The sequence below is a fragment of the Carnobacterium sp. 1290_CSPC genome, assembly GCF_001053265.1.
GTDB classification, from domain to species: Bacteria; Bacillota; Bacilli; order Lactobacillales; family Aerococcaceae; genus Aerococcus; species Aerococcus urinaeequi.
Genome location: NZ_JVVG01000054.1, coordinates 25,441 through 40,955, shown reverse-complemented (window position 1 = coordinate 40,955; position 15,515 = coordinate 25,441). Strand labels below are relative to the sequence as shown.

The following is a 15,515-nucleotide window of genomic DNA, read 5'->3' as shown; positions in this document are numbered from 1 at the left end:
CAAAATGAATCGGGAGGAAACAACATGCAGATTGACTTTTTCTTAACTTTACAAAAAGTTGCGGTTTTATTTTTGTTAATTGTCATTGGTTTTGTCGCTGGAAAAACCAAACTGATTTCTGAATCGGGTCAAAAAGATATCACCCAATTAGTTTTATATATTACGATGCCAGCTACTATCTTTACGGCCATGCAACTTGAAATGAACCAAGAACGGTTAAACACGGCGCTAGCCATTTTAGCCATTATGGTCTTCTGTTATACCGTCATGTTTACAGTTGGTCTCTTAGTTTCAAGAAAATTACCACTATCGGACGGTCGAAAGGACATTTTCCAAACAGCTTTATTACTATCTAATACTTCATTTATGGGCTATCCTATTATCCAAAGCCTACTCGGTGAAGAAGCCTTATTCTATGCCGCGGTTGGGGCTGGTTTTATTTTTGAAGTGGTGTCTTGGTCATTAGGTGTCTATTTAATTTCCCGCAATTCACCAACAACTGCTACCATTAATATCCGAAAAATCATCCTTTCACCAGGAATCTTGTCCATTATTGTTGGGTTGATCTTTTTCATTGGCCAATGGTCAGTGCCAGAACCTGTTAATTCAGTGATTAATACCATGGCACCAGCCACCTCGCCTTTAGCCATGATTGTAATTGGGTTAATGCTATCTCGTTCAAACATCAAAGAAGCCTTCCAAAACCCGATTTTATATCTAGCCGCTGGGGTAAAATTATTAGTGGTCCCTATCATCATTACCGTGATTTTAAAGGCATTCGGTGTATCCGGCCCCCAATTAGTCATCCCAGTCATGATGATTTCCATGCCAACAGCTTCATACGTTGCCATGTTCTCATCTAATTACGGCAACGACGGCAAATTTGCCAGCCAAATCGTCTTCTTGTCGTCCTTACTATCCATGATCACTATTCCATTAGTAACCCTATTATTTTAAATCACACAATATCAGCATCTTAATCAATAATGGTTAAGATGTTTTTTATAGGTTGAAAAAGACTCCTAGCTGACCTCCAAACACCTTTTTTAACGGTAATTTGTCCCTATATGCAAGCTCATATTGTATTTTTAAGATATTAAACAACCATGATATTGATTGTAATTTTTTGGTAAATATATTAATATTAGATGAAATTTTGAAAAGGAAGTGATTATATGGAGAAAGAGAAAAAGGGTCTAAGTATGACGACACAAATTGTCATCGCCCTCGTATTGGGTATCGCTTTTGGGTACTTTTTCAAGGATTATGTAGGTTACATTGATTTTCTTGGACAAATTTTCCTACGGTTAATTCAAATGGGTATCGTCTTCCTTATTTTAGGGCAAATTGTTGAAGCAATTGGGAGCCTAGAAATTAAGCAATTAGGGACGATTGGTCTACGTACCATCATCATTTTTATGGTTTCTTCCCTATTAGCATCAGCTTGGGGTGTTCTATTCGGTCTGATATTTAAACCAGGTAGTGGTATTAGCGATACTGTCTCAACTAGTGTCGACATCGAAGCCACGCAAACCCCGTTTTCAGAAGTCATTATCAACTTCTTCCCGCAAAATATTGTAGACGCCATGGCCAACGGGGCTATCGTCCAAATCATTTCATTTGCCATCTTCTTTGGTATCGCCTTAAGCATTCGCGCTTCAGTCAGCGAACCAAAATTCCTACCCGTCTTAGTTGACTTTAACACCATCATCTTGCAGATGATCCGCTTAGTCATGGGTTTTGCACCCATTGGGATCTTTGCCCTTATCGCCTCAGCCATTGCTGAATACGGGATTGCCCTTATTTTACCCCTAGTTTCCTATCTACTCGTATACTCAGGCGCCACACTCTTATTCCTACTTGCCTGGTTACTCATCGTTAGCCTTTACTTACGCGTCTCAATAATTGCCCTTGTGAAAAAGATGTCTCGGATGTCCATTATAGCACTCGCGACTACATCGTCAGCCATCACCTTGCCAACAGCCATTGAAGATTCTGAAGAAAGATTAGGGATCAAACGTGAAGTATCACGTTTAGTTTTACCACTCGGTATGTCCTTAAACAGTAATGGATCTGCTATGTTCATGTCCATTACCATCATTACCGTCGCCCAAATTTATGGCGTTCAGTACGGATTGAGCAATTACGTTTTCATTATTTTCCTAGCCACGCTGGCTTCACTTGCAAATGCCGTTGTCCCTGGCGGTGGTTTGGTTTCACTTTCCATTGTGATTCCGCAAATGGGCCTGCCAATTGAAAGTATCGCCATATTCGCTGCTGTCGAATGGTTCACTGGTATGATCCGCACTATTTTAAATGTCAATTCCGATGTCTTTTCTGGACTGATCGTAGCCAAAAGTGTGGATGCCATTGATCGTGAAAAATTGAATAGTACGCACATTTAGCAATAAGACATTTATTTGGTACCATTTATGAACCAGTTAATTTTTATATAGTAAGCAATTTTAGATTGGAGTAATTCTTATGAACAAGTTTAAATTATCTTTAACAGTGCAGATTATTATCGCTGTCGTCGCGGGTATCGCCTTTGGTACCATTGTCGGAGAATGGGCGGGCAACCTGAAATTTATCGGGGATATTTTCATCCGCTTAATTCAAATGTCTGTTGTCCTACTAGTGATGACCTCAGTTATTTCAGCAATCGGTGAAATGGCCCGTAACAATGAGGAAAATCAATTGGGCCTTAAAGTCGGCGCCATGACCTTCTTTTGGATCATCTTCGCCACCCTAATCTCTTCAGGGCTCGGTTTCTTACTAGCAACCATCGTACGCCCAGGCGAAGGCATGCAGATTACTGAGGCCTTTGTCGTTGAAGAAACAACTTCCCTAGGCTTTCAAGAAACCATTACCAATTTCGTTTCAACCAACATCTTCAGTTCCATGGCTGCTGGTGAAATGATTCCTATTATCGTCTTCTCTGTCCTATTTGGTATCGGTCTAAACCAATGGATCAAAAAATCTGGTGATACTACCGTCCTTGAAATCATCAAACACACCAACAACATCACCTTGAACGTGATCCAAACAATCATGAAAATCGCCCCAATCGGTATTTTCGCCCTATTAGCCAATGTTGCCGGTACAATCGGTTTAGCAGTAATTGGCCCCATGGTTAAATACCTAGGTATTCTCCTAATCGGCGTTACCATTGTCATGATCTTCATGGTCCTACTTACAGCAGCGATTTGTAAGGTCAACCCGGCTAAAATGCCTAAGAAATTCTTAGATATGTCCATCATTGCCTTAACCACAACTAGTTCAGCGATCACCTTCCCAACTGCCTTGAAAGATACCATTGAAAAATTTGGTGTCCGTCGTGATATCGCCAACTTCACTATGAGTGTGGGGATGACAATGGGTTCTGCCGGTGCAGCCATGTCTTACGTCGTCATGATCCTTTTCATGCAACAAGCATCTGGCGTTGAATTATCAGCAATTGAACTAATCGTTGGGATCTTCCTAGCTGTCATGTTAACCCTTGGTACAATCACCGTACCTGGTGGGTCTGCAGTTGTCGCAACCTTCCTCGCTACCTCTCTTGGTTTACCCGTTGAATCCATCGCCTTAATCATTGGGGTAGACTGGTTCGCCGGCATGTTCCGTACCTTCTTAAACGTGAACAATGACGTCATCGTATCCATGTTAGTTGCCAATTCAGTTGATGCCTTAGACCACGACGTTTATAATGGCAAAAAGACAGTCTCAGCTGAAGCCGAGTAACATTCATACAACAAATAAGGGCTAGCTTACGCTTCACCGCGTTTGCTAGCCCTTTTAATATGTTCAAATATTCAGCCCTTGGTGCAAGAAAGCCGCGACCACGAGTTAAAGTGGCCGCGGCTTTCTAATTTTTTACATTTTAACGAATTCACCAATAAAGTCAGCAGCCACACCAGCATCTTCAGCGTAAGTCACTTGACCTCGTAAGATGGTTGTTTCAACTTTCGCCCCAATTTCACGTCCAATATAAGGACTGATTTTGTTTCGATACTCTAAATCTTCCGCTTGTAAAGTATAAGCTGCATCCGGGTTTATCAAGACGATATCTGCGTGCTTACCAACTTGGATACGACCCTTGTTTTGAATATCGAATAAGTCTGCAACGTTTCCAGCAATAATGCCCGCAAATTGTGTTAATGACATGCCACGTTTTTGCACAGCTTCATCGAATAAAACATCCACGTTATTTTGCACACCCGAGATACCACCCCAAGCGTCAAACGCATTGTCCGTATCTTTCAAATCTGGCGTACATGGTGAGTGGTCTGACGTTACGAATTTGATTTCGCCGTCAAAGACTTTCTCCCATAGGGCATCTTGTTGCGCTTTATCACGGATTGGTGGTGAACATTTAACCACTGGTCCAATCGCATCTAATTCATCTGTTTCAAAGTATAGGTAGTGGGTACATGTTTCGCAAGTCACGTCAACACCAGCTTCGCGGGCTTCAGTAATGGCTTCAACCCCCTCAACACAAGCAACGTGCACAATATGGATACGACAACCTGTTTCTTTAGCAAATAAAATAGCTTTTTTGATTGGTTCCACTTCCGTAAAGACTGGTCGTGTTTCAACGTAAGCTTTAAGCGTAGTTTCCCCGTTCTTGTAAGCAATTTCGCCTAAACGATCAGTTACGGCTGCATTTTCCGCATGGATAGATAAGATTTTACCTGTTTTAGCAACTTGTTTCATCCCTTCGTATAATGAGTAGTCATCTACGTTCATGAAGTCGCCATCGATTGAACGGTCACCACATGTTGACATGAAGGCCTTGTATGCAATAACTCCGCCGTCAGCTTGTTCTTGAATCTCACCATTTTCCAAGTTGTAAGGCACTAAACCACCGTATGAGAAGACGTCAGCTTTCAATTCCCCCTCACCTGCTTCATATTTGATGTTTAATGTTTCACCAGAAGTTGTTGCTGGCACTTGGTTTAAAGGCATCTCTAAGAATGAAGTAACCCCACCTTTAGCTGCAGCTGAAGTTCCTGTCACATAACCTTCCCATGAATCGCGGTAACCCCCGCCTGGTTCAGTGATATGAACGTGGGCATCAATCATACCTGGGCTGACAATTAAACCTTCAGCGTCGATTTCTTGCTTCCCTTCAAAACCTGTACCAATACCTGCAATGACACCATCTTGAACAGCAATATCTGTTTTCGTTTCGCCCCCATCTAGGATGACTAAACCATTTTTAATGACTAAATCAAATTGCATGAAACTTCCTCCTTAATTATTCGTTTTCAATACCAATTGTTGACGCTTTTGAAGAGAAGCGGATCAACAAGTAATAAATGACAAAAGCCGAAATAAATCCAGTAATCCAAGCCATATCCGATAATACTGATAGCGCTGGGATAAATTGACCGACCATAGATAAGACCAGACCGATAACGGTTGCTACATAGGCTTGTTTATTCACGCCCGTATAGATGTTCTGTCTAGATTCCTTACCACTTGTATCAAAGTATAACTGATCAAGGTCAATTTCTTGTTTGTTCACGAAGTAATAATGGGCAATCATTACACCGGCTACCGGTCCTAATAGTGAACCAATAGCATTTAGGAATACCAGAATTCCCCCACCATCAGACATGAAATTCCATGGCATAATCAGGAAGGAAATAATCCCCGCAATCAAAACACCCTTACGGTAATCGATTTGCTTTGGAAAAAGTGCAGCCAATTGATACGCTGCCGGAATAATATTCCCAGTCGCATTTGTCGAAATTGTTGTCATTAAAAAGACTAATGTCGCAACAATGATAGCTGGAAGCGAATCCCATTGGTTAATAAAATCCAAGACCCCATTGCCTGACGTTGGTGCGCCAAAATGAATGGTACCGCCAATGATAATCACTACTGCCATAAAGGCGAAAATTAGGTAACCCACAAGTAATGAAGCCACTTGACCCAGCGCTTGGTCTTTTTGAGACCGGGCATTTTGGGTAAAGTCACTTACTGAAACTCCTGGTGCTGCCCACACTGACAGGACTGAAGCAATAATCATCAAGTAAGCAAGAATAGGATTAATAGACACATCTCCTGCCATATTATATTGCAGAATGTTACCAATTCCTCCACCTACATTAATGGCCCAAATGGTCATCCCACCGAATACTAGGTAAATAATTGGTGATAAAACCGCGGTAAATTTATTTAAAATACCGCCACCACCAAAACCAATGGCCATGTTGGCAATCCAGAAAATAACAAAGGAAATCAGTTCTGGAATCGTGATGCCTAAGACTTCACCACCGCCACCGATTTCTAGATAAGCTGGCCACAATTTAGAAATCAAGATCGTTAAAGCTGCGGCACCTGTATAGGTTTGGACCCCAAACCAGGCAATAGCCGCGACCACGCCACGAAGGAATCCAGGTAGTTTGGCCCCTTTAGATCCGTAGGTAGAACGCAGGTGCATAGCAAACGGAATCCCAAACTTGGCCCCCGCTTGGCCGTTAAAAATCATAAAGACTGCAACAGCAAGTCCCGCTAAGGTGATGGCAACCATGACATTGATTGGCGATAAACCTAGCATCAAAAATCCTACTACAGCTGCATAATTAGGGATGTTATGGACTGACCCCATCCATAAAGTGAAGTAATTCATGGCGGTCATGTGACGGTCTTCAGCTGGTTTAGGCAAGATATCCTCATTCTTGTAGCCCCGCTGTCGGTAACGTTGTAACTGGTCTTCACTGATATGGTAAATGTTCTCTTCCAAATAAGACCCTCCTCATTTTGATTAAAATCTACTTAAATTATGTATTTATTCTACCAATAAAATTATAATCTAAAAAGATTTTTATGATTTTTATGATTTTTATGATTTATATGAATTGTAACCGTTTTCTACATCCTTGCCTTTGTTTACTGTGACCAAAGACCTTTTTCACTCTTGTCAAAAACCACTAATTCGAATTCAAAAAGCAATATAGGCGAAAAGAAGGGCTAACAAAAGTCACTTAGAATTGACACAATGGACGAAAAGCCGAACAATTACCTTGAGTAATTGGCATAGTTTGGGAAGTGTTGGATAATTCTGACTTTTGAAGCCCAAATTACGACCAATTATAGCTAGTAAAAGGGCGTGTGATATTTATGTCACACGCCCTTTTCCACCATTTCAAAGAACTTTTTCAAATCTAATAGAGAATCGTAAACTTCCCCTATTCTATACTAGTAAGCTAAGCGACGTAAGGTTTCACCTAGAGCTTCTACCCCTTGGACAATATCAACTGCCTCAGTATGCTCCGCCGGGTTATGCGAAATCCCTTTTATCGATGGCACAAAGATCATCCCTGTTGGTACGTGGGCAGCAAAAATTTGTGAATCATGGCCGGCACCTGAATGCATGACTTGATAATTCAAGTCGTTATCTTTACATACAGACTCAATCGTTTCAATAATATGGGCGTCCATTGGCACTGGTTTTTCATCCATCCATTTATCAATGGTGATTTCAATCCCCATATCATCCGCAATTTTTTGCATATCCGCTTCAATCTCTTTGGTAAAACGGTCTAAAATGCCTGCATCTGTATGCCGACAATCCATAGAAATTAAGGTTTCACCTGGTACAACGTTGACTATATTTGGTTTAGGTTCAACGCGCCCAAAAGTTAAGACTAACGGATTCCCTTCAGCTTTTGCCTTATCAATGGATTGCACAATTATTCTTGAAGCTGCCTCGACTGTATCCTTTCGGTATTCCATCAGGGTTGTTCCCGCATGATTAGACTCCCCTTTAAGTGTAATATTGTAGCGTTTTTGCCCAACAATGGCGTTAACTATCCCTACTTGTTTTTTTGTTTGCTCAAGGAAGTTCCCTTGTTCAATATGTAATTCTATAAAGGCTGCCAAATTGTGATGACTTGGTACATCTTGGAAATCAAAACCGGTTTCACGCATGGCATCTACAAATTTAATGCCGTCAGCATCCGCAATCTCTTCAACGTCTGAGCGCTTAGCCAAACCGAAGATATTTTTCGAACCCCAAAAAGCATATGGGAAACGAGAGCCTTCTTCTTCAGCCATTGAGATAATTTGTAATGACTTCTTAGGTTTACCTTCTGTTTCAAGTAAAGCCTTAATGGCCATGTAAGAAGACATAATCCCTAATTGCCCGTCTAAACGGCCACCTTTAACTACCGTATCCACGTGAGAACCTGTGGCGATGATTTCATCTGGGAATTCGGTTCCTTCGATCGTCGCGTATAGGTTACCTACTGGATCAAATTCGGTTACCATACCCAATTCTTCAAATTTAGCTTTTAAAGCATTTTGCGCTTCAATCCACGATTCTGAATAGAGTAATCGAGTTGTCCCTGGACCTTCTGCATCTGAAATGCTTGAAATCCAGTCCATTAATTCATCTATTGTTTCTGGTGCTATCTTAATCACGCAATTCCCTCCTAAAATTCACTTCTTTTAATTAACATACCTAAAAACTGTTTCATAGGCATTGTGTGATGTGACAGGATTCTTCTCATTTTTTAGCCAAAGTAGGCAAAAATCTAAAAATAGCTTGATGCAGACGCGCCAATATCTACACCAAGCTGCCAAAATCCGAATTATTTATCTGCCTCGGCGTACACTTCTAAGGCTGCTTGAACCCCTCTACCTGGTTCAATTTTAGCGCCATGGTATAACAAGGCCGCTTCAAAAGCACCTAGTGCATGTAAGACATTCTCACGACGGCTTGAATAACCCATGTTACCAAAACGCCAGATTTTACCGATTAAACGGCCGAATGATCCCGCAATTTCCACGCCAAATTGGTCTAATAGGAAGTTTTTAACTGCATCTGGGTCAACACCCTCTGGAACAAGGATTGGGGTAACTGTGGCCATTTTAGTTGACTCATCCCCGTAAATTTCAAGTCCCATAGCTTTAATCCCTGCAATAATAGCCTGGTTATTTAATTCATGACGGGCATACACATTTTCAACCCCCTCTTCAAGGATTAATCGTAAACCTGTATGCATACCATAAATTAAAGTCGTTGCTTCAGTATGGTGGTTGATACGGCTGTCATTCCAGTAGTTGATTAACTGGCTTAAGTCCAAATAATTTGATTGAATATGGTCAGGGTTACGGTCTTCCGTACTTAAACCTAACTCTTTTTGGTAACGAGCTTCAATCACTTTATGTGTACGTTCGTTAAATGTCACTAATGACATACCAGATGGCACACTCACACATTTTTGTGAACCAGCAATAGCAATATCCACGCCCCATTCGTCCACTTTAATTGGCACACCACCATAAGTCGCAACCATATCTACTAAGAATAAATGGTCGTTTGCCTGGCAATAAGCCCCAATTTTATCAATGGCTTGAATTTGACCGTTGGCAGTTTCACCGTGAATCATAGCCACTACTTTAGGATTTACTTCTTTAATTTTTTCAATGACGTCATCTTGATCGAATGGACTATCCCAATCTTTTTCATATAAGATCACTTCAGCTTTAGCACGTTCTGCGATTTCCGCTAATAAGTATGCGAAACGACCGTAAGCTGGGATTAAGACTTTGTCACCTGGTTGCACTAAGGCAATCATTGACGCTTCAATACCTGAACGAGAAGTTCCATCAACCGCAAATGCTTGCTCATTTTCCGTACCAAAAGGCACCTTAATCATTTCTTTCACTTCATTCATGATATGTAGAAAGGCAGGGTCAAATTGACCTAAGATGGTGTTTGACATTGCGCGTAAAACTTTCGGGTGTGACTCCACCGGTCCTGGGGTCATAATCGTTCTTTGTGGTACGTCGATTTCTTTATACATGTGTATTCCTCCCGTTTCATTAAAATTGTCTGTTCTTATCACTTTATTTTATTATAAACCTTTCATCAAAAAAGCGGAATGGTATCCATGCTTTTCGTCAATAATGACTAAATCAAATTTTCTTTCAGTCTAGTTTGAACAATTGGTCCACTTCTAGTATATTTATCTATGTGCAATAACAACAAGTCATTGGTGATTTTGCCAAACAGCTAGCAAGATTACTAAAACAACAATCGATAAATGGAACGGAATGAGGAATACATCATGATTTCACTAGCCAACTTACTAGATTCACCCCGTTTTTCAGATATTAAATTACTGACTGACCGCAATCAAACGCCCTTAGACCAGGAAATCAAAAGCGTCGATATTTCAGATACACCAGATATTGAACATTATATTCCTGAAGGTGTTTTTTTATTAACTACAGCCATGATTTATAAGGAGGACCAATCGGGTTTAATCCCCCTAATTGATTCCCTGATACGGGCTAGCGCTGTCGGCTTAGGAATTAAACTGGGCCGCTTTTTAAATGGACATTTAGATCCCAAAATCATTCAATACGCCAACAAAGTCAACTTTCCAATTTTTGCTATTCCTGATGATTATTCTCTTGGTGAATTACTTCACCAGTTGATGTCTAATATTTGGGGCACCAAGTACGAAGAAGTGTCTTTTGCCTTGGATATTCAAAGTCAGTTTTCAAACCTATTAATTCAAAACGCTTCTAACGAAGTGATTATCAATGAATTGGCCAAAACCATCAAAACACCGACAATCTTACTCAGTCCCTACCGAGAAATTATTTCTCACTCAAGACACTTTAACAATTCGTCCAACTCAGCCCAATTATATGTCGACCAAATCATTCAATTAATGGATAACGAGACTAAGAACAAAGGGTCATTTATTGTAGAAAACGCCAAGGGACAGCAATTCCAAGTTTCTGTTACCCCAATCAAGGTCTACAATTATTTCCCCCACTATTTGGTTATTTTAAAGCCCGAACAAATTCCCTACCCGATTTCGTCCTTCGCCATTGACCAAGCCGCCACCGTCTTATCTTTTATCTTATTCAAGAATGAGAAAGTGGCTGAATCCCGTTTTACGATCGAAACAGATTATTTTAAGGAAATGGTCGACAACAATTACAAGGTTGATTCATCCCTAGCACCACAAGAACCTAATATGAAGCATGGCTATATCCTATCCAACTTTTATCAGGTAGCCCACGTCTTTGAAAAAACAGCCATCAACCAAAGTAAATTGACCCATTTACAAGAAGAACTCTTACAGCTGACCTTCAAATGGATCAAAAAGAGGATCAGCCATTACTTTGCCAATGCCCTTGTCATTCAATTCCAAAACACCAAGGAAATCGTCGTTCTGTTCCAACAACAAGATCCTCATTTATCCGCTAAATTAGGCAAAATGGCTGCTGATATCCAAGACAAATTACCCTTACATTTAATATTCAGCTTGGGTAATCCCTACTACAATTGGGAACAAATCAGCCAGTCTTATACAGAAGCCAAGCTAGTCTTTGATGAACGTCGTCAAAGTGAACATGGCGAATTGATCATGCATTACGAAGACAAAGGTATGCTACAACTATTCAATAACTTGGATAAAAATGACGTCACCTTCTTCTGTCAAAATATCTTGAAAGCATTCGCCTTCCCAGAAGATCCAACCTTAATTGACCTGCGGAAAACACTCACTGTATATCTGGATTCTCAATGTGAAATCGCCAGCACCGCAAGCAAACTCTTCGTTCACCGAAATACCGTAAAATACCGGATCCAACGATGCGAAGAAATCTTAGGCCATGACGTATCCTCACCAGAAAACTCACTTAATCTAAGACTAGCCCTAAACCTCATCGACGAAATTAAATAAAATAAAATATGAAAGCAAAAGCAAGCTACCAAAATAAAAATTAACGTAGCTTGCTTTTCTTTGTATATAGAAATGTCTTTTATGCGTACATTGAAGTCATTAATAGTCCATCCCCTATAAAAATATTGTCATTGGTAGTTTCATACATAAGTACAGCATTAGACTAATATTTGTGGCAAGTTGCGCCCACCCGAAGATTTGTTTGTAATCTACGATTAGTTTCTCGAGAACATAGAAAACGTGATTACCAATTTTGTAAGCTTGCATAATGCTTAGTTATCACAAAGTAATACCTATAATGTTTATCCAATTACAAATTCTAGTATTAAGCCTTGTAGAGAATATCACACACTTGAAGAATGTATTATTCCTTAATAGTCAACAGAAAGAATGCAAATTAATGAAGTGGCTTGCCGTTTGCAAGAAAAACTTACTATTAAGCCAAAGGCTGGAGCCTCGTAGCATGCCTTCGCGGTGAAATAAGGATGATGGCCCGGCGCATGACAGACTGTTAGGCGTGTACGTCTTACAGAATGTACAGACAGACAAACCAACAGACTGTTAGGGTGCGAGAACCGACGCCAAGAGAGAAACCGTTGGATGTTGTTGAGCTAAGCGATTTCGTTCTAATCCTAATTTGCAAATGCGCCCATACCTTCATAATTGTCAAAATGGATTTCATCTGATTCTAGGTAGTTAATGATGGATTCTGGAATCAAGACACCCTCTACTTTAGCACGATTATATGCTTCATTACCTGGTTGTCCTGGATATTGAACACGGTCAAATCCCGGTGCTGGTATAATCTGTGTTAAGTTCCTCATCATGTTCGTAATCTGTGCTTTAAAAGGTTCAATACCCACAAATTTTTCAGGGTCAATCAAGATAAACATTTGCCCAAGGTTACGCCCCTCATGCAAATTATGATACATCGAACTCACTTCATTCCCTGATGGTAGGCCTAATAATACACCTGCCAAAATGTCTACCATCATCATTAAACCATACCCTTTCGGTCCAGAAATAGGCAACAAACCATTTACTTGATTTGGATCAGTCGTTGGGTGCCCCTTCTGATCCACGGCCCAATTATTTGGAATTTCAATTCCTTTAGATCTAGCATCTAGGATTTTCCCCCACGCTTGAACTGTAGTCGCCATATCAAAAATCAATGGTTCGTCACCATTATTCGGCGCACAAAAGGCAATAGGATTCGTCCCAAAATAATTTTCAGCCCCACCAAAAGGTACGACCATTGGGTCTGACTGACACATTGCAATACCCACTAAATTAGCATCCGCAATTTTACGCATGTAATATGATAAAGTCCCTGAATGCCCCATCTTAGAAATCCCAACGACAGCTACCCCACTTTCTTTGGCCATACCAATCGCTGGTACTAAAGCTTTATTGGCGACAAAATGACCTTGCGCATTGTCTCCATGGAAAATCCCTGTTGACGGGCCTGTTTGTTCAAAGGATATATTGGGTTGGTTGGTAATGCCACCCTTATTGATCCGTTCAGCGTAATATTCAACTCGGACTGCACCGTGTGAATGAATACCTGACATATCAGCGAAAGTTAAATGTTTGGCTGTTTCTTCAGCTTGGTCTTGGTCTAGTCCCGCAGCTTATAGTTTTTGATTCATTAAGTTGTATAAACGTTCTGGACTGACCTTGATGATTTTTTCTTCATGATGTGCTGACATGATTTTCGCTCCAATCCCCCTTAAACACCGGGGTTGCGGTTGGCATCTTTGGAATAAACATAGGCAAGTGGTTCCGTCCGGTCAGTCGCGTAAGCGGCTTGCGGCGTGTAGGCAGCCATAAAAATGTAATCCCCTTTTTCCACTGGATACCAATTGTTATCTAAATTATACATACCTTTCCCAGATAGTAAATAGGCCCCGTGCTCTTGATAATGGGTTTCGATATAGCCATGGCTAGCACCTGGTTGAAACGATAAAATATGGAAATTCATGTCAAATCCTAAGTCATCAGTCGGAAGTAAATTCCATAATAGGACATCTTCCATTCCTTCATAGGCAATCGGTGTGACCGCATCTTTGTTGCCAATCACTTTATGAGCTTGGTGGCCCTCTATTGGCTCGTATGCGCGCTGGTACAAGAAGGCCTCTGTTGTTTCCTTTTGCCCGTTTTCAAAGTACATCTTTTCATTTACTGGGAAAAAGGCGTAACCCCCACTTGCTAGCTGGTCTGATTTACCATTGTCGTCGCTGACAATTAAAGCCCCTTTGATGACATAGACGAAGGTTTCAATGCCTGGACCACCAAAACCAAGGATATTTTTACCACCTTCTTCAAATTCTGCGATAAAGTCTGAAAAACTTGCTCCCATTCGCGGTGACCCTAGGATTGAGATGCGCGTATTTTCAAAGCCTGGTATCAGGTTATTGACTAAACCATCATGGGTCAAGATGGCGTAATTATTTTTCTTAATCATTGCCCGCGTTTCAAGCAGTCCATCCCGGTAACCTGTATTGTTGTTTTTATAGCCCATTGTTATCCGCCTCCAATTATTTCATGTGTGATTGATTACTTATAGTGTAACCGCTTTAAAACTAAAGAGCTACTTTCAAACCCTACAATTTTAGACAAAGGATTGTTGGTTTTAACCAAATGACGACAGTAAAAAAGACCATGGCCCTCGAGTCACGGTCTGGGAGCTTGCTTGGAATAGCTATGCCCTTTTTCAAAAATTTATAAGATAATGTATAAAATGGCGATGGTGCCGACGCCAGAGATGATGGTTTTGATGATGTCTTTAAACCGGTAGGCGACGAACAAGGACACGAGTGCTGGTATCAGTTTGATGTTCTCCAGTAGGTTGAGGTTGAAGTGGCTTTCCCAGAAAAATATATCGGTAAAAATCATTGCAGTAAAAATGATAACGGGTAGGTAAGCCATTGTTTTGTATACCATTGGAGAAATTTTGCTGTTACGCATAACGAGTGCAGGTACGACGCGCATGGCGGTGCACAGTAAGCCGAGTGTTACTACGAATAATGTCATGATACCCCTCCTATGTTACACGGTTATTTTCTTGACGTTTTAAGAAATAGAATACGACCGATAAGGCGATGGCTGTGGCCATAATAATCACGTAGGATGATTGGAAAATAGTCATCAAGATGACGGCAATCACACCGGTGAATAGCATGGTGTTGAGCATCATGCGGTTGTTTAGGTTCGGGACAAGAATGCCGATAAACATAGCGACCATGACAAAGTTTGAAATGACATCAGGAATTTGAATGAAGGTACCAAACAAGGCACCCGATGCAGTAAATAGGATCCAGGAAATCCATGTTGCAGTAGCGACGAATAAGGCGTCGTTAATGGCCCATGGTTTCTGTGGACTATTATCTTGCAGTTTTAAGACATTGATGGCGTAAGATTCGTCTGCTGTCATGTAGCCTAACCAAGCGACCTTAAAATTAGGCGCTTGGTTTAAGTATGGGCCAAAAGACACACTATACAAGGCTTGGCGGGAACTTAATAATAGTACTGAGATAAATACTTCCATTACACCAGCGTTTTGTGCAATCAGGGCTGCTGCCACAAATTGCGCGGAGCCCCCAAATACTAGACTGGACATCAACACAACCTGCCACCAGGTTAAGCCGGCATCGGCGAGTAGTAACCCACAAGCTAAACCAACTGGTAAATAGCCTACAATAACGGGGATTGATAACTTGAAACGTTCGGACTTGGCGTCCACAATTTCTGCCATTAAACACCCTCCCTTATGTTTATTAATTTTATTTCGTCATCCGC

11 protein-coding genes and 1 pseudogene are annotated in these 15,515 nt (G+C 40.9%); 4 read left to right on the top strand and 8 right to left on the bottom strand.

The window, feature by feature from the left end; translation table 11 throughout:
* The first annotated feature begins 24 nt into the window (after positions 1–24).
* From AC973_RS04750 to AC973_RS04740, 3 genes are all read left to right on the top strand, one after another.
* A complete protein-coding gene (locus AC973_RS04750) occupies positions 25–957 on the top strand; it encodes an AEC family transporter (RefSeq protein ID WP_048727952.1) in 933 nt (310 codons plus the stop codon).
* Between the two features lie 218 nt (positions 958–1,175).
* On the top strand, positions 1,176–2,405 hold the full coding sequence (locus tag AC973_RS04745; protein WP_048727948.1) for a dicarboxylate/amino acid:cation symporter: 1,230 nt from the start codon (positions 1,176–1,178) through the stop codon (positions 2,403–2,405).
* A gap of 79 nt (positions 2,406–2,484) precedes the next feature.
* Positions 2,485–3,741, top strand: a complete 1,257-nt coding sequence (locus tag AC973_RS04740; protein ID WP_048727945.1) for a dicarboxylate/amino acid:cation symporter — start codon at positions 2,485–2,487, stop codon at positions 3,739–3,741.
* Positions 3,742–3,873: 132 nt separating this feature from the next.
* Here AC973_RS04740 and allB read toward each other — a convergent pair whose 3' ends face one another.
* From allB to AC973_RS04720, 4 genes are all read right to left on the bottom strand, one after another.
* Positions 3,874–5,241 (bottom strand): allantoinase AllB, encoded by a 1,368-nt coding sequence (allB, locus tag AC973_RS04735; RefSeq protein ID WP_048727942.1) that lies wholly within the window; start codon positions 5,239–5,241, stop codon positions 3,874–3,876.
* 16 nt (positions 5,242–5,257) lie between these two features.
* Positions 5,258–6,751 carry an allantoin permease gene (allW, locus tag AC973_RS04730; RefSeq protein ID WP_048727939.1) on the bottom strand — a complete coding sequence of 498 codons (1,494 nt, stop codon included), beginning with the start codon at positions 6,749–6,751 and terminating at the stop codon, positions 5,258–5,260.
* A 455-nt stretch (positions 6,752–7,206) separates the two neighbouring features.
* Entirely contained in the window at positions 7,207–8,430 is a 1,224-nt protein-coding gene (allC, locus tag AC973_RS04725) for an allantoate deiminase (RefSeq protein ID WP_082148233.1), read from the bottom strand.
* 170 nt (positions 8,431–8,600) lie between these two features.
* Positions 8,601–9,818, bottom strand: coding sequence for a pyridoxal-phosphate-dependent aminotransferase family protein (locus AC973_RS04720; protein WP_048727937.1), 1,218 nt, complete (start codon positions 9,816–9,818; stop codon positions 8,601–8,603).
* Between the two features lie 240 nt (positions 9,819–10,058).
* Between AC973_RS04720 and AC973_RS04715 the strand changes: the two genes are divergently transcribed.
* The gene (locus tag AC973_RS04715) at positions 10,059–11,717 is read left to right on the top strand and encodes a PucR family transcriptional regulator (protein WP_082148232.1); all 1,659 of its coding nucleotides are present in this window, start codon (positions 10,059–10,061) and stop codon (positions 11,715–11,717) included.
* A gap of 632 nt (positions 11,718–12,349) precedes the next feature.
* Here the strand turns inward: AC973_RS04715 and allD are convergent.
* From allD to AC973_RS04695, 4 genes and pseudogenes are all read right to left on the bottom strand, one after another.
* Positions 12,350–13,426, bottom strand: a pseudogene (allD, locus tag AC973_RS04710) (ureidoglycolate dehydrogenase).
* 20 nt (positions 13,427–13,446) lie between these two features.
* Positions 13,447–14,238, bottom strand: a complete 792-nt coding sequence (gene allE / locus AC973_RS04705) for a (S)-ureidoglycine aminohydrolase (protein ID WP_048727930.1) — start codon at positions 14,236–14,238, stop codon at positions 13,447–13,449.
* Positions 14,239–14,438: 200 nt separating this feature from the next.
* Positions 14,439–14,750 (bottom strand): AzlD domain-containing protein, encoded by a 312-nt coding sequence (locus tag AC973_RS04700; protein WP_048727928.1) that lies wholly within the window; start codon positions 14,748–14,750, stop codon positions 14,439–14,441.
* A 10-nt stretch (positions 14,751–14,760) separates the two neighbouring features.
* Positions 14,761–15,471 (bottom strand): AzlC family ABC transporter permease, encoded by a 711-nt coding sequence (locus AC973_RS04695; RefSeq protein WP_048727924.1) that lies wholly within the window; start codon positions 15,469–15,471, stop codon positions 14,761–14,763.
* Between the last annotated feature and the right edge of the window lie 44 nt (positions 15,472–15,515).

Coding starts and splice junctions, on each gene's coding strand:
- AC973_RS04750 (WP_048727952.1), top strand. CDS start 25: ATGCAGATTGACTTTTTCTTAACTTTACAAAAAGTTGCGGTTTTATTT.
- AC973_RS04745 (WP_048727948.1), top strand. CDS start 1,176: ATGGAGAAAGAGAAAAAGGGTCTAAGTATGACGACACAAATTGTCATC.
- AC973_RS04740 (WP_048727945.1), top strand. CDS start 2,485: ATGAACAAGTTTAAATTATCTTTAACAGTGCAGATTATTATCGCTGTC.
- allB (WP_048727942.1), bottom strand. CDS start 5,241: ATGCAATTTGATTTAGTCATTAAAAATGGTTTAGTCATCCTAGATGGG.
- AC973_RS04720 (WP_048727937.1), bottom strand. CDS start 9,818: ATGTATAAAGAAATCGACGTACCACAAAGAACGATTATGACCCCAGGA.
- AC973_RS04715 (WP_082148232.1), top strand. CDS start 10,059: ATGGAACGGAATGAGGAATACATCATGATTTCACTAGCCAACTTACTA.
- allE (WP_048727930.1), bottom strand. CDS start 14,238: ATGGGCTATAAAAACAACAATACAGGTTACCGGGATGGACTGCTTGAA.
- AC973_RS04700 (WP_048727928.1), bottom strand. CDS start 14,750: ATGACATTATTCGTAGTAACACTCGGCTTACTGTGCACCGCCATGCGC.
- AC973_RS04695 (WP_048727924.1), bottom strand. CDS start 15,471: ATGGCAGAAATTGTGGACGCCAAGTCCGAACGTTTCAAGTTATCAATC.